Annotated in this window: 17 protein-coding genes, 1 pseudogene and 1 other annotated feature; of the genes and pseudogenes, 2 read left to right on the top strand and 16 right to left on the bottom strand. The window is 38.0% G+C overall.

Annotated elements, in window-relative coordinates; genetic code table 11:
• Nucleotides 1–29: 29 nt before the first annotated feature.
• From IGL30_RS10370 to IGL30_RS10405, 8 genes are all read right to left on the bottom strand, one after another.
• Complete coding sequence (locus tag IGL30_RS10370; RefSeq protein WP_010737154.1) at nucleotides 30–1,694, bottom strand: peptide ABC transporter substrate-binding protein; 1,665 nt, start codon at nucleotides 1,692–1,694, stop codon at nucleotides 30–32.
• A 353-nt stretch (nucleotides 1,695–2,047) separates the two neighbouring features.
• A complete protein-coding gene (gene aac(6'), locus IGL30_RS10375; protein WP_088745630.1) occupies nucleotides 2,048–2,596 on the bottom strand; it encodes an aminoglycoside N-acetyltransferase AAC(6')-Ii in 549 nt (182 codons plus the stop codon).
• 907 nt (nucleotides 2,597–3,503) lie between these two features.
• Entirely contained in the window at nucleotides 3,504–4,577 is a 1,074-nt protein-coding gene (rlmN, locus tag IGL30_RS10380; protein WP_088745628.1) for a 23S rRNA (adenine(2503)-C(2))-methyltransferase RlmN, read from the bottom strand.
• Between the two features lie 245 nt (nucleotides 4,578–4,822).
• Nucleotides 4,823–7,264 carry a DNA translocase FtsK gene (locus IGL30_RS10385; RefSeq protein WP_088745627.1) on the bottom strand — a complete coding sequence of 814 codons (2,442 nt, stop codon included), beginning with the start codon at nucleotides 7,262–7,264 and terminating at the stop codon, nucleotides 4,823–4,825.
• Between the two features lie 345 nt (nucleotides 7,265–7,609).
• Nucleotides 7,610–9,046 (bottom strand): glycoside hydrolase family 1 protein, encoded by a 1,437-nt coding sequence (locus IGL30_RS10390; RefSeq protein ID WP_010720794.1) that lies wholly within the window; start codon nucleotides 9,044–9,046, stop codon nucleotides 7,610–7,612.
• A gap of 272 nt (nucleotides 9,047–9,318) precedes the next feature.
• Entirely contained in the window at nucleotides 9,319–10,137 is an 819-nt protein-coding gene (locus tag IGL30_RS10395) for an amino acid ABC transporter substrate-binding protein (RefSeq protein WP_088745626.1), read from the bottom strand.
• A 16-nt stretch (nucleotides 10,138–10,153) separates the two neighbouring features.
• The gene (locus IGL30_RS10400) at nucleotides 10,154–10,789 is read right to left on the bottom strand and encodes an amino acid ABC transporter ATP-binding protein (RefSeq protein ID WP_010720796.1); all 636 of its coding nucleotides are present in this window, start codon (nucleotides 10,787–10,789) and stop codon (nucleotides 10,154–10,156) included.
• Nucleotides 10,790–10,800: 11 nt separating this feature from the next.
• Nucleotides 10,801–11,442, bottom strand: a complete 642-nt coding sequence (locus tag IGL30_RS10405) for an amino acid ABC transporter permease (RefSeq protein ID WP_010720797.1) — start codon at nucleotides 11,440–11,442, stop codon at nucleotides 10,801–10,803.
• 200 nt (nucleotides 11,443–11,642) lie between these two features.
• Nucleotides 11,643–11,873: a binding site (T-box leader), on the bottom strand.
• Nucleotides 11,874–11,965: 92 nt separating this feature from the next.
• Between IGL30_RS10405 and IGL30_RS10410 the strand changes: the two genes are divergently transcribed.
• Complete coding sequence (locus IGL30_RS10410) at nucleotides 11,966–12,451, top strand: prolyl-tRNA synthetase associated domain-containing protein (RefSeq protein WP_088745625.1); 486 nt, start codon at nucleotides 11,966–11,968, stop codon at nucleotides 12,449–12,451.
• A gap of 230 nt (nucleotides 12,452–12,681) precedes the next feature.
• Here IGL30_RS10410 and IGL30_RS10415 read toward each other — a convergent pair whose 3' ends face one another.
• The 3 genes from IGL30_RS10415 to IGL30_RS10425 all read right to left on the bottom strand — a co-directional run bounded on the left by IGL30_RS10415 (nucleotide 12,682) and on the right by IGL30_RS10425 (nucleotide 15,754).
• Nucleotides 12,682–14,754 carry a DNA topoisomerase III gene (locus tag IGL30_RS10415; protein ID WP_071859342.1) on the bottom strand — a complete coding sequence of 691 codons (2,073 nt, stop codon included), beginning with the start codon at nucleotides 14,752–14,754 and terminating at the stop codon, nucleotides 12,682–12,684.
• Nucleotides 14,687–15,064 (bottom strand): DUF1033 family protein, encoded by a 378-nt coding sequence (locus IGL30_RS10420; RefSeq protein ID WP_010720800.1) that lies wholly within the window; start codon nucleotides 15,062–15,064, stop codon nucleotides 14,687–14,689. Before IGL30_RS10420 ends, IGL30_RS10415 begins: the two co-directional genes overlap by 68 nt.
• A gap of 123 nt (nucleotides 15,065–15,187) precedes the next feature.
• Nucleotides 15,188–15,754: a TetR/AcrR family transcriptional regulator gene (locus IGL30_RS10425; protein ID WP_034700638.1), complete on the bottom strand. Its 567-nt coding sequence runs from the start codon at nucleotides 15,752–15,754 to the stop codon at nucleotides 15,188–15,190.
• 149 nt (nucleotides 15,755–15,903) lie between these two features.
• On the opposite strand from IGL30_RS10425, the pseudogene IGL30_RS10430 reads away from it, so the two are divergent.
• Nucleotides 15,904–17,205: pseudogene (locus tag IGL30_RS10430) on the top strand (multidrug efflux MFS transporter).
• Nucleotides 17,206–18,085: 880 nt separating this feature from the next.
• Here IGL30_RS10430 and IGL30_RS10435 read toward each other — a convergent pair.
• From IGL30_RS10435 to IGL30_RS10455, 5 genes are all read right to left on the bottom strand, one after another.
• The gene (locus IGL30_RS10435) at nucleotides 18,086–19,213 is read right to left on the bottom strand and encodes an aminotransferase (RefSeq protein WP_088745634.1); all 1,128 of its coding nucleotides are present in this window, start codon (nucleotides 19,211–19,213) and stop codon (nucleotides 18,086–18,088) included.
• A gap of 438 nt (nucleotides 19,214–19,651) precedes the next feature.
• Nucleotides 19,652–20,773 (bottom strand): tRNA 2-thiouridine(34) synthase MnmA, encoded by a 1,122-nt coding sequence (mnmA, locus tag IGL30_RS10440; RefSeq protein ID WP_088745623.1) that lies wholly within the window; start codon nucleotides 20,771–20,773, stop codon nucleotides 19,652–19,654.
• A gap of 316 nt (nucleotides 20,774–21,089) precedes the next feature.
• Nucleotides 21,090–21,662 carry a hypothetical protein gene (locus IGL30_RS10445; protein WP_185068164.1) on the bottom strand — a complete coding sequence of 191 codons (573 nt, stop codon included), beginning with the start codon at nucleotides 21,660–21,662 and terminating at the stop codon, nucleotides 21,090–21,092.
• A 148-nt stretch (nucleotides 21,663–21,810) separates the two neighbouring features.
• A complete protein-coding gene (locus IGL30_RS10450; RefSeq protein ID WP_088745621.1) occupies nucleotides 21,811–22,050 on the bottom strand; it encodes a hypothetical protein in 240 nt (79 codons plus the stop codon).
• A gap of 77 nt (nucleotides 22,051–22,127) precedes the next feature.
• Nucleotides 22,128–22,412, bottom strand: coding sequence for a hypothetical protein (locus tag IGL30_RS10455; RefSeq protein WP_010720808.1), 285 nt, complete (start codon nucleotides 22,410–22,412; stop codon nucleotides 22,128–22,130).
• Nucleotides 22,413–22,458: the final 46 nt, after the last annotated feature.

Consider the following 22,458-nt stretch of genomic DNA (forward strand, 5'->3'; position numbering starts at 1 on the left):
TAGTCCGCTTTTTTTGTCTTAATGTTTGCCTATTCTTCTACATAAGTCCATTTGTAATCCCATGAAGCTCCTGCAGCGTGATGGACAATTCCTTTGATTTTTTCATTGACTAAGTGTCCTTCAGCTTTTTGGTAAACTGGGATCACACCCATATCATCTGCCATGATTTTAGTTGCTTCTTGTAGATCCGCCCAACGTGCTTGCTCATCGCCCGCATCTTTATTCCCTGAGTCATCTACTACTTTGTCGTAGTCCGCATTACTCCATTGCCCACGGTTATAAGAGTTACCTGCAACAAATAGGTCCGTAAAGCTGCTTGGATCAGCATAGTCCGCTGCCCAACCGCCTAATACAGTATCAAAATCACCTGAAGACGAACGGTCTAAACGAACGGAGAATGGGACTGGTGTTGGTTTAACTTTTACGCCATCTAAATTTTCTTGGATTGAGTTTTGGATATACTCGATCACTTTTTTCGATGCATCATCATCTGAAGCCATCAAATTGAATTCAAGGGAATCAATGCCAAGTTCTTTTTTCGCTTTTTCCCAATATTCTTTTGCTTTGTCTTTATCGTAAGAAACAAGTTTGCCTGCTTCTTTCGCAAAATCTTCATTTGTTTCTGGATTTTTAGACATGTCCGCTGGGATCAAGCCAGTTGACACAACCGAGCCATCTCCTAGAACTTGTTTCACTAACGCATCACGATTGATTGAGTATGAAATAGCTTTTCTTAAGTTGACATTTTTAAATGGTGAATCAGCTTCACGTTGGTTCAACTCAATATAGCTCGTACGTGCTTCTTTGACTGACGTATAAGCTGGATCATTCGCATTTTGTTGAGCGAGTTCCCCTGAAAGGATGACGTCATCTGCTTGACCGTCTTTAAAGAGATTCAACGCTGTAGAAGATTCTTTGACCACGCTAACTTTGATTTCAGATAACTTCACTGCATCTTTATCCCAATAGTTATCATTTTTCTTGTATGACCATTCAGTATCTGTCCCTGGTCCGTCAAAATCTGTTAAGGTAAATGGTCCATTGTATACTGCTTTATCACTTGCTGAAGCATAAGCATCACCGTTTTCTTCCACCACTGATTGTTTTTGCGGGAAGAATGATGGGAAAGCAAGTAAATATTGGAAGTATGGCGTTTGTTTCGTCAATGTGATTTCTAATTCATGATCGCCTACTGCTTTGATTCCTAATTCTGATTTATCTTTTTTGCCTGCTGTGATTTCTTCTGCATTCGCTACTGGAGCAAAAAGATACGCATATTCAGAAGCTGTGGCAGCATCCACTGTACGTTGCCAACCATAAACATAATCAGCCGCAACTACTGGATCACCATTGGACCATTTAGCGTCTTCACGCAATTTGATCTTGTAAGTCAACCCATCTTCACTAACTTCTGCCAGTTCACTCGCTCCTGCTGGTTGTGGTTTACTATCCTTATCTAAACGATAGATTCCCTCATACACATTATTTAAAGCAGTGAAACTAATTGTATCCGTTGCTAACGATAAATCTGCTGTTGGCATTTCTTGAGGTACGACTAAATTGAATACTCCGCCTCCATCTGTAGAGTTGCCACTCGCTGAATTACTACTTTTTGTATTTGCACTTCCGCCATAACAGCCTGCAAGTACCAGCCCACTCAAGGCTACAACACTAAATGCCCATTTCTTTTTCATTTCCCGTACCCCTTTTGTCGAAATTTTCAGAATAATTAGTTTTTTCTGAGTTGTTTAAGAGTTTAATGAATAATTATTAAAAAAGCAATACTTTTTTCTCGGTTTTTTTTAAAATAATGTCATTACAGTGAAATATTTATTGTTCTTTTCTGAAAATACACTTATTTTATAAGGTTTTATTTCTACTTGATAAAAAAATAAAATAATTTTCATCAAAAAAAAATAAATCGTAAAAACAGCTATAATGTTCGGATTTAGCTCATAAAAAGATTATAATTTTTTATTCTAACAAAAAAACACTAATACTAGAGAACAAAATGGATCGTTCATTTCTCTAATATTAGTGTCTTAATTTATTCCGTTGGCTCTCTTTTGGCCATTCGTTTTGCTAACCAAATATCAGGCTGGTTCCACCCATTCGCATCTGGGATCACACCGATGATCTGATAGCCAAGTTTCTCATAAAATGTATAGGGATGATGATTGATATTTTTGATTTCTTGTAACTTTGCAAAGGTATCTTCAAATAAATCCGTTTCAACTAAATTTGTTTGTCCTTCAACATCATCTGTCCCTAGATAGATGACCAGGCCACCATATGAAGCGACTTCTTTTTCCAGGTAGGAAACCAATCGTGTCCCGATTTGTTGTTTGCGATGTGCGCTTGCTACTACCAAAGGATGTAACTCCCACCCTGTTTTGCCATATTGAGGGATCGCTCCAACAAAGCCCACCAATTCCTCCCCTTCAATCGCCGATACAGCGATCCGTTCTGGAGCCATCAACTGTTCGACTTCTTTCATCGGCTCTGTCCCATACTCATCAGGCCAAGTCAATCTTAAAAGATCTGCAAGCTGATCTCGCAAGACAATATTCTCACGATCAAACTCACTGATAATCATCGCTATCCCTCCCTTTTCTGCCTATTTTAGCAGTACTAGAAAGAAAAAAGAAAAGTTTATGCTTAAGGTCGTGAAAAGAGCGGTCTGCCCTGAGTATTAAAGATGAAAATCTCGAAACAGCTTTTCATGTTTTGAGATTTTTTGACTTAATACCGAAGGGCAGCTCTTTGAACGCCGTGGGTAAGGTCGTGAAAGAAGCGATCAGCTCCGAGCAAATAAGAGAGGATTTTTTAAAATAGCTTCTCATATTTTAGAAAATCATCGCTTATTGCTGAGGAGTTGCTTCTTGAACGCCGTGGATAAGGTCGTGAAAACATCGGGTAGCTCCGATGACAATAAGAAAGAATTTTTTGAAACAGCTGTGCTAACTGCCATTTCAAGAATAAATTGATGAACTATCATTTCTTATAAAAATCATTAATTTACTAATAGACTCCAATCGTTAACAAATAGCTTTTTCATCCATGGCTAAATAAATAGTATTATGATTAGGATCAATAACAACCCTTTACAAACAATCATGCAATGAGTCACTAACGAATGGGACAGATTAGGAATATTCGTTTTTATTCAATCCCCTCACTTGCATAAAAAAGGATTCAATGATTAAACGCATCAGAATGTATGCAGAATTACTAAATAATGGAGAAGTCTTATGAAGGATCGGAAACTGTTACTATTTTTATCATTATCAATCATCTCAAGTCTCGCTGTCTTGAACGTGACAAAAGATATTCTGTATGCATTATCCTGTTTTGTTCTCTCATGGATATTGTATGGCATTGGGATGAACCGCAAGAACAAACAGTTAATTGAGGTTCTAAGAAAACTCAGCAAAAGACGACAAAGCATAAGGCTTTGTCGTCTTTGTTGTTTCTTCTCCATGGATGTTGGATATTAGCTAATGCTATTTAGTCGTTGCTTTTTCTTTTTTCATTTGTTTACTCCGTAATTGACCACACGCAGCGTCGATATCTGTACCGTGTTCTTTACGGATCACGCAATTGATGCCTTTCTTTTTCAATACATCATAAAATTTCAGCACATCTGCTTTAGGACTTCGAGAGTATTGGTCATGTTCACTGACTGGATTATAAGGGATCAAATTCACATACGTTAATTTCTTTTTGTCTTTTAGTAGATCCGCTAATTGTTGTGCATGCTCCGGACGATCATTGACTTGATTCAACATGATGTATTCAAACGTGATTCGTCGATTGGTTTTTTCAAGATATTCATCTACTGCAGCCATCAATTTCTCGATTGGGAAACTCCGATTGATCCGCATGATGGAGGTCCGAATCTCGTTATTTGGTGCATGTAATGAGATCGCTAAATTGACTTGCAACCCATTATCAGCAAATTCTTTGATCTTATTTGCCAAACCACTTGTTGAAACAGTAATGTGTCGTGCGCCAATTGCCAACCCTTTGGCATCATTGATGATGTGTAAGAAGTTCATGACATTATCATAATTGTCGAACGGTTCGCCAATGCCCATCACAACCACATGGGACACTCTTTCTCCTTCTTGTCGTTCATCAAAATAGTGTTGAACCATCATGATCTGTGCCACGATTTCTCCAGCTGTCAAATCTCGATTCTTTTTTAACAGACCACTTGCACAAAAAGTACAACCAATATTACAGCCGACTTGTGTCGTCACACATACAGATAATCCATATTCTTGTCTCATCAAGACTGTTTCGATCATATTTTTATCTGGTAATTCAAATAGATATTTGACTGTGCCATCCGTTGCTTCTTGAACCACTATTTGTTTTAACGGATTGATCACAAACTGATCCGTTAACTTTGTTATCAAGTTTTTTGACAAGTTGGTCATTTCGGAGAAGTCTTTGACACGCTTTTGATAAAGCCATTCCCACACTTGGGCGGCACGGAATTTTTTTTCGCCGTTTTCTAAAAACCAATTGGTTAATTCTTCGATTGTTAAACCATAAATGGATTGTTTTTCCAAAATCGTTTCCCTCTTTTTTTCAAAGTATCGCTACATACTATAACTGATTCTAACAACTAATGCAATAGTTCACAAGACAAAGATACCAAATCTTAGGCTGTTTATGGATGCTCCTCCTTTTTTAGCTATCGTTTTTTTGATTTTTATGAATAAGTGATCAATCTCATAAAAAAACCGAAGAACACCCAAAATTACTTTTGGCGTTTCTTCGGTTTCATTGTTAGAACTGACAAGCACATACGCACTTATGTTTCGTGATCCGTTGGCATCATATCCATTGGTTCTTCGACTTGCTCAATGAAGACTTTTCTTGGCTTGCTTCCTTCTGAGGGTCCTACTACGCCATGTGCTTCTAATTCATCGACTAAGCGTGCTGCCCGATTATAACCAATTCTAAATCTTCTTTGCAATAATGAAATACTTGCTGTCTGCATTTCAATGACAAGTGCTTTAGCTTCTTCAAATAATTCATCTTGTGGTTGTTCTGCGGTACCGCCTGATTCTACTTCATCAGAAGGCATCATTTTTTCTTCATAATGTGCTTCTTGTTGATCTGTTACAAAGTTGACCACTCGTTCTACTTCGTGGTCAGAAATAAACGCACCTTGAACCCGTATCGGTTTGTTTTCACCCATTGGCAAGAAGAGCATATCCCCACGTCCGAGAAGCTTTTCTGCACCGTTGGAGTCAATGATCGTACGTGAATCCGTCCCACTAGAGACTGCAAATGCCATACGAGAAGGAACATTCGCTTTGATGATTCCTGTGATAACATCCACACTTGGACGTTGGGTCGCTAAAATCATATGGATTCCCGCTGCCCGTGCCATTTGTGCCAAACGAATAATAGCATCTTCGACTTCATTGCTGGCAACCATCATCAAGTCAGCTAATTCATCCACGATCACCACGATAAATGGTAAGGTAGGATGTTTCGTTCCATTTTCCAAGTTTTTTTGTTGGACAAATTCATTATAACCAGTGATATTTCTAACCCCAGTAGCAGCGAATTTTTCATAACGTTCTTCCATTTCTTGAACGACTTTCTGCAACGCTTGAGCAGCTTTTCTCGGATTTGTCACAACTGGCGTCAAAAGATGAGGAATCCCATTGTACATGTTCAATTCCACCATTTTGGGGTCGATCATCATCAATTTGACTTCATGGGGTTTTGCTCGCATCAAAATGCTGGTAATTATCCCATTGATTGCTACCGATTTCCCACTACCTGTCGATCCGGCTACTAATAAGTGAGGCATTTTAGAAAGGTCTGCGGTTTGGACTCGCCCAGAAACATCTCTTCCTAATGGCACTTCTAACAGCTTATCTGGATGATTGGGTTGCGCTTCGATGATTTCTCTAAATGACACCATGCTGATCTTGCTATTCGGTACTTCGATTCCGATCAATGATTTACCTGGGATCGGTGCTTCCATCCGAACATCTTTAGCCGCTAATGCTAATGCAATGTCATCCGTTAAACTGACGATTTTACTTACTTTGACACCCACTGCTGGTTGGACTTCAAATTTTGTCACAGAGGGTCCTAAACTTGCTTTGACGACTTTCGCATCTACGCCAAAACTTTGAAAAGTTTGTTCTAAGACTCCGATATTTTTCTCGATTTTTTTATACTCGTCACTTTGATCCGTCGTTTTTACTGAATCGAGTAAATCGATTGACGGTAATTCATAATCTTGATTTTCCTGCTCTGCTTCGATTTCAAATTCTAATGCTGTCCCATCATCTTCTAAGCTCTCTGCTTCTAACGGTTCAGATGCAGTAGGCGTTGTGACCGTTGGCTCTGCTTTTGGCATATCCATTGTCGCGGATGGCACAGTTCCTTGAAAACTATCGATCGGTACAAAACTGAGTTGTTCTGGTTCATCATCTGCTATTTTTTCATAAGAAGGCGCAGACTTTGCTTGTTGTTCAGCGGAACGACGTTTTTCCAGCTCAGCGATCTCAGCTTCTGCCGCTTCTTTTGCTGCTAATTTTTTCTCTTCTCGTGCTTTCGCTCGTTGCTTTTGCCGTTCTTCTTTCGCCGCTTGTTTCTTCGCTTGCTTTGCAGGATCTCCTTCCAGCAGTTCTTGCATTCGTTCTCCCATCACTTGCAAGCTATTGACTAATTGATAGCCTTCGATATTGCTAAATAAAATTGCACCACTTATTAATAATAAAATGGCAACAAAGTAACTACCAGGTTGAGCAATCAAGAAATACGTAAAATTATAGAGTGTTGCTCCAACCATCCCACCACCAACATTACTGCTGACTCGAGCATGCTGGATGTCACTTGCTAACAGATCCCAAGTGGTTCCTAGAATGTTTGGTTCGCCACTATGGAGTTTTCCGAATAGATGGGCATGTAAAAAGAGAAGAATTCCTAAGTAAAAAAGAATGCCTCCAAACCACCGACGGCTTTTACCGATTTTAAAATCAGTATTTTTTACAACGACCCAAAAACCTAAAATAGCTAATAATATACAGAGAAGCTGATAAGTGTTCCCTGCAATGATCCGAAAACCATTTGCCACTAAAATACCTAAAAAACCTAGTTTTAAAAAGCCAAATACGGCAAATAAGATCAATGCAAATCCGATACTGATCGCAAGAAGTTGTTCCTGCTGCTGTTGTTGCTTTTTCGTCTTTTTCTTTTTCTTTGCAGGACGTTTTTTCTTTGCCATTTTTATCCCTCATTTCATCAAGTTCCATTATACAAAAAAAAGCGAGGGAACAAAAGTTTTGTTTCTAAGTTTAAAGTTTTTCTTTTCGAACACTGTATTTATGCCAAATACTTTAAGAAACTTTTTCAAATAACCAATGGCTAGATCATGAAACCCTAGCGAGAAACTATGATAAAAAACCGAAATTCCACAAAAACCAAGTAAGTTTTTGGGAATTTCGGTTCATTCAATTCATTTAGTTCATTCAGTGAACTCAATGAGGCTGGAAAGTTTTATCCTCACTGCTTCTATTTTTAGAAAAAAGCGATCACGCTTTATTTCCCTGAACGTTTACTATCAAAAAGGTCAGATCGTTGAGCCATTTTCTTTGATCACTTGTTGGTACCAATAATAACTATCTTTCTTGTAGCGATCCAATGATCCTGCTTGAGTTTCATCTTGATCGACATAAACAAATCCATAACGTTTTTGGTAGCCATTCAACCAACTTAACAGATCAGTGTAAGACCACGTACAATAGCCAAGGACTTCAGCACCATCTGAGATCGCTTCTTTAATCGCTTTGACATGACTTGAAAGGTAAGCGATACGATACTCATCGTGGATCTTTTTATCCTCTGTCAATTCATCGTATTCCCCTAAACCATTTTCAGTAATCAATACAGGCATCCGGTAGCGACTCGTAATCCGTCTTAAAGCGATCCTCAATCCTTCTGGGTCGATCTCCCAATCCCAATTCGTACGTTCAACGAAAGGATTGTCGACTTTTTTGTACATTCCTGGGACGCCTGTTTCTTCAGAAGATCCTTTTTTCCCAGTCGTATTCATTTTGCCAGCTCCTACACCATCCAACGGATTAAAGGCATTAGTCGCTGTTTGATAATAGTTGATCCCCAAGAAGTCTGGTTTAGCAGATTCAAGCAGTTCTGCGTCTCCTTCAACCATTTCAGGTGCCCAGCCACGTTCTTCTAAAAATTTCATAGCGGCGATCGGGTACTTGCCCCACATGTAGACATCCATCCAGTAATGAGCCATCAAATCTTCCGCATTTTCTGCAGCTAAAATATTTTTAGGATCGCTGTTGATTGGATAATTAGGTGTGTAAGCAAAACTTGGACCGATTTTACCTGGCATTCCTAATTCATGAAACTTATTGATCACTGCTGCATTTGCTAAGTTAGCAATATGGTTCACTTGATACATCCGTTTCGGATCAGTAACACCTGGTGGATGAGCAGCTAATAAATAGCCTAGTGAAGTAAAAATATTTTGTTCATTCAAGCTGATCCAATAATGGACTTTTCCTCGAAAAGCATTAAATAATGTTTCAGCGTAATTAGTGAAATCTTCAATGATTTGGCGTGATTCCCAACCTGCATACTCATCTTGCAAGGCTTGTGGAAGATCCCAATGATACAATGTCAACATTGGTTCAATCCCGTTTTCAATCAACTCGTCGATCAGCTCTTCATAAAAAGCTAACCCTGCTTGATTGATTTCCCCACGACCATTAGGAAAAATGCGAGTCCAAGCAACTGAAAAACGATACGCTTTCAATCCTTGTTCTTTCATTAAAGCAATATCTTCTTTAAAGCGATGATAGTGATCAACCGCTAGATCGCCGTTTGTTCCTTTAAAAGTTTTCCCTGGAATACGGACAAAACGATCCCAGACCGATTCTCCTTTGCCGTCTTCTTGCCAGGCTCCTTCAACTTGATAAGCCGCTGAGGCTGATCCCCAAAGAAAGTCTTGGGGAAATTCAGTTAATTTTTGGTGTTCCATCAATCTCTTCCTTTCTTGCTTCAATCCTTACTAAAAAAGAATAACACGAAACCCCTTTCAATACAAAAGGAGAAATCAATCATTGAACAATTTTATGATCATTGGAATTTTTCAGACAAAAAATAAGCAAGAATTTTTTAAAATATGTGTTTCAAAAATTCTTGCTTATTCATTTGGCGCAGGTTAATTTCATAGGTTTTATCGTGTGAACTAAGAGACACTCAAATTACCACGCTTCTTTTTAAGACACTCAATGATGTTAGATTGCCTGTTTACTTCTGAACGGGTGTCACGTCTTCACCAAACCATTTGTCTGAGATTTGTTGGAATTCTCCTGTTTTTTCTAATTCCGCAATCCCTTCATTGATTTTCTTCACTAATTCCTTGTCTTTCTTTCGGGCACCCACGACAAAATCTTCGCTTTGATAATCCCCTTTGATCATATTGAACTGATCCAACTCATTTTTTTGCTTCAAGTAATAACCAGCATATACTTTATCCATCAATAACCCATCGATCCGTCCACTCTTCAAATCGATCAATGCTTCATTAAAGCTATCATATAAAACAGCATCCTGATTTTTTACAATATCTTTTAATATTTTTGGTTGTTTGATAAAGGCATCATATCCAGAAGAACCATTTTGAGCTCCTAGGATTTTGTCCTTCATTTGAGCAAAGCTGGTGATCCCTGATTTTTTCGTAGTGATCAGGACTTGTTCGTTTTGCATATAAGGTTTTGAAAATTGGACTTTTTTTGCTCTTTCAGCTGTTTTAGTATACCCATTCCAAATGAGATCAATCGTCCCATTATTCAATTCAAACTCTTTAATGGACCAGTCAATGGGTTGGAAAACGACTTTGATGTCATATTCTCTAAAAACTGCTCTAGCAAGGTCAATATCAAAACCTGTTAGTTTTCCTTCTTTATCACGAAACCCCATCGGTACAAAGGTGTCATCTAACCCGATGATGATCTTTTTTTCTGATTGAATCGTTGACCAATTGTCTTTATCTGTCTTTTCATTCCTACAACCAGAAAGAAAGACGATCCCTGCAACTATCGCAAGTAGCAAACTGATTTTTTTCATCAAGTGTCCCTCCTTCTTACTTGTTTGGGATGACCTTCACGAGTTGATCTCCCACATTTTCCGCAAACACCAAATCATGGGTTACGATGATTTGTGTCACACCTTCTGCCTTCAATGAGACGATCAAGTTTTCTACTTGTTGTCGCAGCTCAGGGTCTAAGGCACTTGTCGGTTCATCATAAGCAAGAACTCGAGGATTCATTGCCAAGGCACGTGCGATCGCTACCCGTTGTTTTTGACCGCCAGATAACTGATAAGGATAATTGTTGAGTAAATCACTGATCCCAAGTGAATCGGCTAATTCCTGTGCTTTTTTCGTATACGTTTCTTTCGATTGCTTCAACACCATTTTAGGCGCTAAAGTGATATTGTCGAAAATACTTAAGTGTGGGAACAGTTGAAAATCTTGGAAAACAACACCTACGACTTGCTCTTTCGTTTTCAATTCAAATGGGTCAAAGGCTACACCATCCAGATAAAATTCCCCACTGTCTGCTTTTTCCAATCCTGCTAAGATTCTCAAAAGTGTCGTTTTCCCTCCACCAGAAGGACCGACGATCGCCATGGTTTGACCATCTGGAATGACTAGATCTAACGCGTTGATTACTTTCTTTTCTCCAAATGCTTTACTTACTTTCTTTAATTCAATCATGTCCATTCCTCCTAGCGATAATAGTTTAATTTTCCTTCTACTTGTTTCATGATGATCGTTAAGATACCGGTTAGTGCTAGATAGATGAAAGCCACACCTAGTAATGGTAGCAATGTTGCATCACGTTCCATCGCAATCTTCCCTGCTCGCATAACGTCTCCTAGTCCTAAGATATAGATCAATGAAGAGTCTTTCACTAAGTTAATCACTTCGTTCCCAACCGATGGTAAAACGATTTTTGTCACTTGTGGGATAATGATTTTTGTGACGGTTTGAAAAGGACTCAACTGTAACACTTGCGCAGCTTCATATTGTCCTTGGGGAATCGATTGAATCCCCCCACGAAAAATCTCAGCAAAATAAGCGGCATAATTTAAAACAAAAGCCAATAATGCTGCTTCAAAACGATCAAAGACGATCCCGATCGTTGGCAATCCATAGAATACAAAAATCAATTGTAGTAATAACGGTGTACCACGCATGACCCAGACATAGGTCTGCAAGATATAACGAATTGGTTTAAAATGTAAAGACAACCCTAATGCTAAAATGATCCCTAATGGCAATGAACCAATCAAGGTAAAAATAAATAATTTCAACGTTGTAAGAGCCCCTACTAATAGTTGTGGCATGACTTCCAGCAAATAATTCATTTCTTTCTTCCTCCTTTTAAATAAAAAAATCCCCTTGACTCTCGTCAAGAGGACGCATCACACGTGTTCCCACCTCTGTTTGTTTCTTTTTCACAAAAGAAACCTCACGCAGTCATTCCAGAAAATGAGGTAAAACAAAAGTAATTGTTGTTGGACATTTACTTCACACGAAAATAAAAAAACGTCCTTCGGTCAAATGACCAAAGGACGTAAATTACGTGGTTCCACCTTTTTTTGTTAGTCCCTCACGGAAACTAACCTTATCTGGTCATCAAACAATGACCGCAGCTGTAACGGGCTTCCCGGATTTTCCTACTGTATTTCAGAAAATCGACTCCAAGATGTGTTTCACCATTAACTGCTATCTCTTTCCACCTGCCAGAGACTCTCTTCAAACATTTAATCGCTACTCTTCTTTTCGATGTCGTTGATTTTAACTTACGTGTAATTTACACGATTATTTTTCTTTTGTCAATTATTTTTTTATAATGAATGAAAGAAAAAGAAAGGAAGCGATCAATCGATGGTTTTTGCTACTGAAAAAGAAGCCTATCAATTACTTGATTTACTAGACATTCCCTATCAAAAGGTGGATCATCCACCGATTACTTCTGTCAAAAATCTGCCTTTTACACTACCAGGACCTCAAGTGAAGAATCTCGTGTTAAAAGCAAAAAAAGGGAAACAGATTTATCTTGTTATCTTACCTGATGAAAAGCAGGCAAATTTGAAACAACTTGCAGAACAGCTGAATGAGAAGCGTTTGTCTTTTCTTTCAGAAGAACAGCTCCTTGATTTATTAGGGGTAGCTCCCGGTACTGTTACACCTTTTGCATTGATGCATGATCAAGAAAAAGCAATTCAAGTAGTGATTGACTCAGCCATTGATCAAACCTCTACCGTAGGATTTCATCCAAATGTCAACACGACAACATTGATCTTATCGTTTTTAGATTTCATCAAGATTTTAGAATACCTTGAACATCCACCTATCTACGAAGATTTATAAGCACAGCTATTTGTGATAAAAATCCCAACATACAAAAAATGAGGTTCCTCCTAAAAATTGTACGTAAAAACAACAATTTCTAAGAGGAACCTCATGACTTATGTCTCAGACTAAGCTTCTTTCACACTCTAAACCATGTTACATAAACAACAATCACTTGAAACCAATCACCATTTTTAACATACAATAGTGGTCTCAAAAACCATTACTGATTTTCACCGAATGACACATTACTTCTTCATTGCAGCTTTTAAAGCTGCAGCAAGTGGGCTTTCTTCCGGTTCTTCTGCTTGCGTGTACTTTTTCAATAAACGACGTTCTTCATGCTTCGTCATTTTTTTCTTTTGTTCTTTTTTATCTAACATTTTTTCGGTCGTCCCATCATATTTACAACGGAAATAAGCGCCATTTTTGCCTTCGATGATCTCCATTTTCCGATGACATTGCGGACAACGGTGGTTCGAGACTTTTGGATCTTTTCTTCTACGGTAATGACAATCTTGATTCGTGCAGACATAGATTTTGCCATCTCGAGTATTTTTTTCTCTAAGATTGGAACCGCAGTCTGGACATTTTTTCTGTGTGATCGAGAAATCTTGGTAAGATTGTTTACTTGTTTTGATTTCTTGTACCAATCGTTTTGTTTCTTTTTCAATGCCCATTAAAAATTGGCTGGCTTGTTTTTGCCCCGCTGCAATTGCTTCTAAGTCTTTCTCCCAGCTTTCTGTTAAATCAGGGGTCACTAAGGAAGGATTGACTAATTCCAATAATTGCTTCCCTTTTGGTGAGACTTGCAAGCCTTGCGGTGTTCGTTCCATCAATTCCGATTTGATCAACTTTTCAATGATTTCGGCGCGAGTTGCCGGTGTTCCTAAACTATGTTTTTCCATAAGTCCTAGTAAACTCGCCTCTGTCAAAGGCTTAGGCGGTGCCGATAGTTCTTTCTTGATCGTAAATTCTGGTTGGATACGCATTCCCTCCACCCAGTCCACTTCATTGCTCTCCTTTTGACTGACATCTTTCCAACCAGCTTGAAGGACTTGATTTTGATGGAACACAAATTGTTCCTTGCCAAATGTCACAGTCACTTTTGTTTGACTGATTTTGTGTGGCTCAGCGAATAATCCTAAGAATCGAGTAACAATCATTTGATAGATTTTTTGTTCTTCGTTGCTAAGTTTCTCATAGCGTGGACGATTTTCAGTTGGTAATAACGCATGGTGATCAGTGACTTTACTGTCTTGGAAGACTTTTGTTTGTCGAACAACTGCCCCATTTTTTAAATACTGTTTCACTTCTGGAGAAAAATCGCTGACCGCCTGTAAACGCTCTTTCATCGTACTTTTCATATCACTCGTCAGATATTTGCTATCTGTACGAGGGTACGTCACGATTTTATGCGTTTCATATAAACTTTGGACCAGTCCCAAAGTTTTTTTAGCAGAGTAGCCATAACGTTGGTTTGCTTCTCGCTGGATCTCCGTTAGATCATAAGGCAATGGTGCCGGCTCCACTTTTACTTTTTCTTGGATGGCTGTCACAGTCCCTTTATTTTTAGCTAACTCTTTCACTAACGATTGAGCTTCTTCATGAGATTTCAATGCGAATTGATTTTTTTGAACCATCTTTGCTTGTTGTTTTTGCACATCTAATAAAATTGAAAAATAGGTTTGTGGTCTAAATGTTTCAATTTTCCGTTCTTGTGTTCTAACCAATGCGAGTGTTGGAGTTTGAACTCGACCAGCGGACAGATTATCTTGATACTTCACAGTCAGCGCCCGTGTTACGTTCAATCCTACTAACCAGTCAGCTTTTGCCCTAGCTAGCGCCGAATAGTAAAGTGCATCATAGTCTTTTGCGGGCTTCAATTGCTTGAATCCTGTCTTGATTGCTTTATCTGTTTGGGAAGAAATCCAAAGACGTTTCACTGGTTTATTGAAGCGGACATATTCCAAGATCCACCTAGCAACCAATTCCCCTTCTCTTCCGGCATCCGTAGCGATCACAGCCTCTGACACATCTTTACGTTGCGCCAATTGCTTGATTGTTTTTAATTGATGACCTGTTTTAGGCAGTGGTTTGATTCCTAAATTTTTAGGAATCATCGGCAACGTTTCCATTTGCCAACTTTGCCATTCTTTATTGAGGTCTTCAGGCATTTTCAGCCCTAACAAATGACCAAGGGCCCAAGTAACGATCACCTTGGGTCCTTCGTAATAATTTTTGTGTTTTTGATTAGCACCAAGCACCTTGCTTAGGTCTTTCGCAACGCTTGGTTTTTCCGCTAGAATTAGTTGTTTCATAAAATTCCTTTCTGCTTTCTAAAGTGATTGGCTGATGATTTTTCAATAAGGCTAACCCTTTATATTGTTGAAGATCATCATCACATTCTTCACACCAGCGCTCGTCTCCGTCATTCCAGAAGGCACTTAGAAAGTTGCTTTTTGCATGGATATATTCGTATTTATTTTTGATTGCAAGCCATTTTTGTTCATAATTAACCTGTGCTTCTTCAAAAGAATCAAATGTTTCTTCTACTTCGATATCCTCTTCCCAATTCTCAAAGAACCACCAAGGCTCATTATCTCCGAACATTGTCACTACTTGATACATACTCGTGCTCCTTCTCTACGATTTTACTAGACTCATCTTAGACACTTTTCAAGAAAGTTGCAAGAAATTTCTCTTATAAAAGGGACATTTTATGAATTTGTCTATTTTAAAGAAACGTACTACTTATTTACTTGGTAAAGTGGCAATAAAGTCATTGATCATCCAAGAATAACTCTCTTCAGGAGACACAGTTGCTTCCTTTGTGAAATAGCCTAAAAATCGTAAAGACAAATAGCCATGGATGATACTTCGCAATTCTCTGCTGCGATGCGTTTTTTCTTTTCGGGTCAAGTCAAAGGCATCAAATAATTGTAGAATGATCTGGTTCGTTTCATAGATTCCTTCTAACAAAATCTCCTCATTGGTGTGAGGGACACTGATCAGCAACTCGTAAACGGCCTGGTTCGCAAAAGCAAAAGACTGATAGACTTGTGCATAGACACGCAGCGCCTCTGCTCCGCTTTTTCCAACCAAAGAACGACGCAACGCATCGTTTAACTCTTGTAATAATTTTGCAGTTAATGCGGTCTTTACATCACGCATATTTTTAAAATGATTATAGAGGGAAGGAGACTTGACGTCTAGCGCCTTAGCCAGGTGTTGAAAAGTGACTTGTTGAACATCCATCTCTTCCGCTAGTCCACGAAAGCAAGCGATGATTTTTTCTTGAGATAGATTTCTTTTTTTCATTTCGTTGTTCCTCTCGTATGTTAACTACTTAACAACTTTAGTTTACCATGAAAAACGAACTTAAAAAAGAGGCTTCCATTGATAAACTACACATTGTAGTTTATAATAAGCGAATGTAAATGAAAATTTTCAGAAAGAAGGACATAACAGTGACCACACGCATCAAAGAAAAATTACTTAGGAAAAGAGAAACTTGGGAACAAAACTTATTTGTCTTATGGTTTGGGACTTTTATGGCAGGAATTGGGTTTAGCTTAGTCATGCCGTTTATGTCACTATACATAGATACGTTAGGAAACTATAGTACGTCGCAATTGAATTTTTGGAGTGGGTTGACCTTTTCTTCTACGTTCTTCGTCACCACATTGATTTCTCCTTGGTGGGGCAAATTAGCCGATCAGAAAGGCAGAAAATTGATGCTCTTGCGTGCTTCCTTAGGGATGGCTGTCGTTATTGCCTTGATGGGTTGTGTGACCAGTGTGTATCAACTCGTTGCACTGCGGTTGTTATAAGGGATCTTTTCTGGTTACATCAGTAATGCCACTGCCCTTGTCGCTACTGGTACGCCGAAAGAAAAAAGTGGTCAAGTCTTAGGAACATTGGCTACTGGTTCCGTCACAGGAACATTGCTTGGTCCTTTACTTGGGGGGATTTCAGCCTCAGCATTTGGTTATCGTCCAACTTTCTTCATCACAGGAATCATTTTATTTCTCGTCTTTTTATTGAGTCTCTTCTTTGTTCATGAAACATTTGTACCTATTAAAAAAGAAAATATGGCTTCTGCCAAACAAATATTCAAAGAATTGAAGTATCCCCATGTCGTGATTGGTATGTTCGTCACAACAATGATTATTCAAGCTTCGAATAATTCTATTAGCCCAATCATTAGTTTATATATTCGTCAATTACTAAATGGACATGGCAGTGTCACGCTGATTAGTGGGATCATTGCTTCGATCCCAGGAATTGCCACATTGATCGCCGCTCCTCGTTTTGGTCGCTTAGGCGATAAAATCGGGAGTGAACGTATTTTAGCCATTGGCTTAGGATTTGCAATTTTAGTTTATATCCCAATGGCCTTTGTGACGAATGTCTGGGAACTGGCTGCGTTGCGTTTTTTGATCGGTATTTCAGATGCTTGTTTGCTTCCAGCTGTCCAAGCTTTGATCACCAAATATTCCCCACATCACGCCGCCGGTCGGATTTTTAGCTACAATCAATCCTTCCAAGCAACTGGGAATGTCGTTGGTCCAATGATTGGTTCGAGCGTTTCAAGCGTGTTTGGTTACCGAGGAGTCTTTCTTTCCACTTCTTTACTTGTTTTAGTGAACTTCTTACTAGTACGTCGTAACACACAAGAAATCCATGACAATGAGCTTGTTGACTCATCAGAAACATCCGATGCACCTGTCCTTTCTTCAGACAAACACACACAACCTCATGGACATTGATTGCTTACTAATAGTCAATCTGAATAAACAAGAACTATCGTCATATTCCAGATTGAAGAGACCCCCAAAAGTTAGATTTTTTAGTCTAGCTTTTGGGGGTTTCTTCAAAATCAGGTGTTTTTTATAGACCTGTCAAAATCAAATCTACGTCAACTTGATCATAAATATCTGATTTTCTGCACGCTATGATTTTAAGAAGAACTGAAAAAATCATTCAATTATTTTCACGTGACTTTCAGACTGATTAAAAGACAAGCGTATCCCTATTCTGTGTACCTCTGATACAAATTTCCTTATTATTAGGTCGTCTAAATCCATTTCAAAAAATTTGCGGAATGGTATACTGTTCGTATGAATGGTAAATTGAAATTTAATTGATTTCAATTTATTCCGATGGTACTGAAATCAATTAATAAGATACTTTTAGTTTATTCGTTGAAAAGTCTCATGTTTTAAAAATTACTTAAATAGTCGTTTAATGTTCCTAATAGGTAAAAAACATTTACACTCCTCCTAAAATATAGGGTAATATTTTAATATAAATACAGACTAACGTTTCTACATCCAAAAAAAAAAAGCGTTATCCACGGAATTTATCAAACTTTTTATAAAAAGGAGAATAATTAAAATAGGGAATTTAATTATAAAATTCGTGTTATTTTTTAGACTTATTTTTACATTTTTAGTTATTATTTTAGTAGTCCTCTCTATCACTTATATTATAAAAAATTTGAAGAACAAAAAATAAAAAAGAGCGTGTTTGGCAACATCCAAAATAATTATTTTATTCCTAACAAAATTGATAAAAACACACCTTAAATTAAAGAGACCTCCAAAAGATAGACAAAAAAATCTAACGTTTGGAGATCTCTTCAATTTCTCAAGCTTTGTTATTTCCACGTTCTTTTAGATATTCTGAAAGTAACGCTAACCCTTTTTCTAATGTTTCTTTCTTGCAACAATACCCTAAGCGCGCATGCTGAGGCACCCCATAGGCACTACCAGGGACCAGTAGGACACCAGTTTCTCTCAGAAGATCAATACAAAATTGCTCATCGTCTTCTGTTATGTTCAAGCGAATGAATGACGTTGACACGTGATTCGGTAACACTAATTGGACATTTGGTTCATCAGCCAGCCATTTTTCAACGATGGCTAAATTCTCCGAAACGATTTTTTTATTTCGTGCAAGGATCTTTTCTTTATTCCTCAGTGCGTGAACCGCTAATGCATCTGACAAAACACCACCGCTAAGTACTAAATAGGTATGGTATTTTCTTAAACGCTCAATGATTTCTTGATTCGCTGCTACCCAGCCGATGCGTATACCAGGAACAGAATAAGTCTTTGACAATGAATTAGTCGTGATCCCCTTGTCATACAGATCCACGATTGAGACAAAATCTCCCCCTGCTAATGGGGCATACACCTCATCCATCAAAATATACGCATCAACTTTTTCGGCAATTTCGATAATTTCTTCCAATGTTTGGCGATCCAACAATGTACCCGTTGGATTATTGGCACTGTTTAAACAAATCATTTTAGTATTTGGTTGGATCACATCAACTAATTTCACACTATCAAAACGCCATTCCTCTTCTTCTGTGAGTGGTACGAAATCAACAATTGCACCTAAAGATTTGGGTAAGTCGTACAATTGCTGATAGGTTGGCAACATGGAGACCACATGATCTCCTGGTTCAATCAATCCATACAGCGCCAAAAGGTTCGCCCCAGTCGCCCCATTGGTTTGAATAATGTTTTCTGAAGAAAGCGATTGATACAAAGAAGCGACTTCTTGTTTGAAAGTTGCCGTCCCCTCGCTCCACCCATAATCCAACGACGTTTTACTCAAAGATTGAAAAAAATCAGTAACTGTCGTTCCGTCTAACCCAATCAGTTCTTCTAACGTCAGTGCTTCGATGGAACTTTGTGCAAGGTCATATACTGCTTCTTTTTCCCACTTATTCAACCATTCTTCCAGTCCAAAATGTGTGATTTCCATCTTTTTCGCTCCTTTTGCTTTCTTCAATATTTTTGATTCACTACTTTCCATTCGTTGATACTCAAACAAACCAAGAACCATTCGTCTCTCCTAATCCTAGATGCCATGTAAATGAGATAAACGGTCGGTTTCCTTTTTTATTATACTCTCTTTTTAAAAATAACGCTTTCAAATAGATAGAACCGCCTGTTGAAAAAGCCGCCTGACACTGTTTTCTTCAGAAAAAATTCTTAGACAAAAATCTGAAAAATCTTTGCTTCAAAAACACCTAACGGATATTCCAGAAGACACTCTAGCAAAAAAAGCCGAGGAATACCAAAAATAGGCGAAACTATTTTCGGATTCTTCGGCTTATTTCTCAGAACTAAACTTGTCTTAACTCTTTTCTTGTTCTTCTAACAAAAGAAAGTTGTTCAAAGAGCTGTTCGCAAGCAAGATTTACACATATTGCAAGACTTTTTCTTTATTGTAGGCATGATCAATCAAGCCACCACCAAGGCACTCCATTCCATCATAAAAGACGACAGCTTGACCTGGTGTGATCGCCCGTACAGGTTCATCAAAAATCACTTCGGCACGATCGCTTTCTAATAACCGAACCGTTACCGGCACATCTTGTTGGCGGTAGCGGAATTTAGCTGTACATTTAAATTCCTTTGGCATTGGTTCATTCGTTGTAAAATGGATTTCGCTCGCATCAAGGCTTGTTGCATATAAGGCAGGATGATGAAATCCTTGTCCTACATATAACGTATTCGTTGCAAGATCTTTTCCAACTACAAACCAAGGTTCTTGTGATGCACCGCCACCACCAATCCCTAGGCCTTGTCTTTGACCGATCGTGTAATACATCAATCCAGCATGTTGACCTTTGACTTCTCCATCAAGTGTCACCATATTTCCTTTTTTAGCTGGTAAATAATTACTTAAAAATTGTTTAAAATTCTTTTCGCCTATAAAACAAATCCCAGTGGAATCTTTCTTTTTAGCAGTTGCTAAACCTGCACGTTCCGCAATTTCACGTACTTGTGTTTTTTCCATACCACCTAGTGGGAACATTGTTTTCGCTAATTGTTCTTGTGACAATTGGCTTAAGAAATAAGTTTGATCTTTGTTGTTATCTACACCGCGAAGCATATGTGCTACGCCATTTTCGTCACGCACTACTTGCGCATAATGCCCAGTCGCTACGTATTCAGCACCTAGATCCATCGCATAATCTAAAAATGCTTTAAATTTGATTTCTTTATTACACATCACATCTGGATTAGGTGTCCGTCCTGCTCGGTATTCAGCTAAGAAATATTCAAATACACGATCCCAATATTCTTTTTCAAAATTGACAGAATAATAAGGAATCCCGATTTGTGAAGCAACTTTCGCTACATCCTTATAATCTTCCGTAGCTGTACATACACCATTTTCATCCGTGTCATCCCAGTTTTTCATAAAGATCCCAATGACGTCGTAGCCTTGTTCCTTTAGTAAAAGTGCTGTTACAGATGAGTCGACACCGCCACTCATCCCAACGACAACACGTGTCTTGCTGTTGTCTTTCATGGTATCACCATCATTTCAATTAGATTTTCTGAAATCATCTACGAGTTGAAGGTCGCAACTTTTCAGTGCTTTACATTATACGATATATTTTTGAAAATTTCATCCCTTATTTATCAAAGTATCAGTATAGCCTTTTAATCACTTTTAAAAAAAGAAAATTGGAATCGTCTTTCTATCATTTGCTTTTGTTCAGTCGATTGATCATAGTTAAAGACTATCCACATGAAGAAAATAAGCGTAAGGAAATAAAAACAAGTGGCAAAGAAATAATTAACACTAAAATTTTTGCTATGACACCCCACTCTTAACTTATTCTTTATAGCCAAGAAATTTCGTTAATCAAAAGAACCACGTGAAAATAAGTAGCAAAGAAGTAATTGATCCCTAGTAATACCCACTTAATTTTTCCATCCTCGAGTTGTGCGGAAAGAATAAGTCCAATCAAGCCAAAGTAAGTCAGTAAAATCAACACCCAAATTATCTCCCAAGAAAAATGTCCAGCTAATAAGTAATTCCCCCAAATAAAACAGGCAAGTGAAAATAGTAATGGTAAACTAACTATAACCATTTTTCCCCATTTTTTTTGTGAACTAAAAAATAGCATCGTTGATACAAATAAATAGCACAATCCTACCATAATTATTAACCAACCGGAGGGTTCAAAAATAAAAAGTCCTAAAACGATAAAAATGGCAAGTCCATGGACACAAAGAAAATGGACAATCACGACGAATCCTCTTAAGAACTTAGACCGGCTACCTCTCGAAAAAATCAAGCTGACTCCACTCAACACGCAACAAGAATAATAGGATAAGAGCAACCACGCTGCTTGTTCCTTTATAACGAATGGCACAACACCTAAAGCGATACAACTACTTAACAACCCCAACGAAACAATCGTACAGGTTTACTATTTTTTGAAATCATCCACACAGCTCCTTTTTTATAGACTGGATCTAATTTCAATAGAAACATTTCTCTCACCGTTCATTGCTTGGTTCTTACTCATTTAAGTTCGTTTGCTCTTATTTTTACGCTCATTGCCAAAAAAATTTCACAAAGGTATTGAAAACGACAAGTATTTGCAAATGGGTAGCAAAAAAATAATTGATTCCTAATAAGAACCATCGCCAACGTGTCTGTCGGATCTTCATTGATAAGTAAATTCCTGTAATACCAAGAATAATCATCAATAATTCTAAAAATAACCCTTCGATATCTAAGTAAAAATCATAAATATAGTACAGCGTTAGGAAACAACTAATCGATAGAATCATAGCAAGACATAGCCCTTTATGGTCAAATATTTTTTCATCTTTTCTCCTTCAATAATTTTTAAAAATGCCAAACCGATTCAATTAAATCTTCGCCAAATATCAAACCAATTATCAAGCCAGCTATACAGCCAATTATAGAGACTGATAAAATTTAAAAGGATCACTACTATTTTTAGATAATTAGATTTGATCTTGGTAGCAAAGAAAAGGCTAGCGCCACCTAATAACCAACACGTAATCCTCACTAACAATAGAAAATTAAGCTCATCTGTTTGGATATAGCCAACATAAGCAACACTAAAAGATAACGCTAATAAAACAAATGAAATGATGGTACAGGTTTTACTTTTTAATGGGATCATTTTCTTCTCTCCTTTTCATTCTTCAAACACATTTTTTAGTATTTTT

This window comes from Enterococcus sp. DIV1089c, assembly GCF_050530965.1.
Lineage (GTDB): Bacteria > Bacillota > Bacilli > Lactobacillales > Enterococcaceae > Enterococcus_B > Enterococcus_B hirae.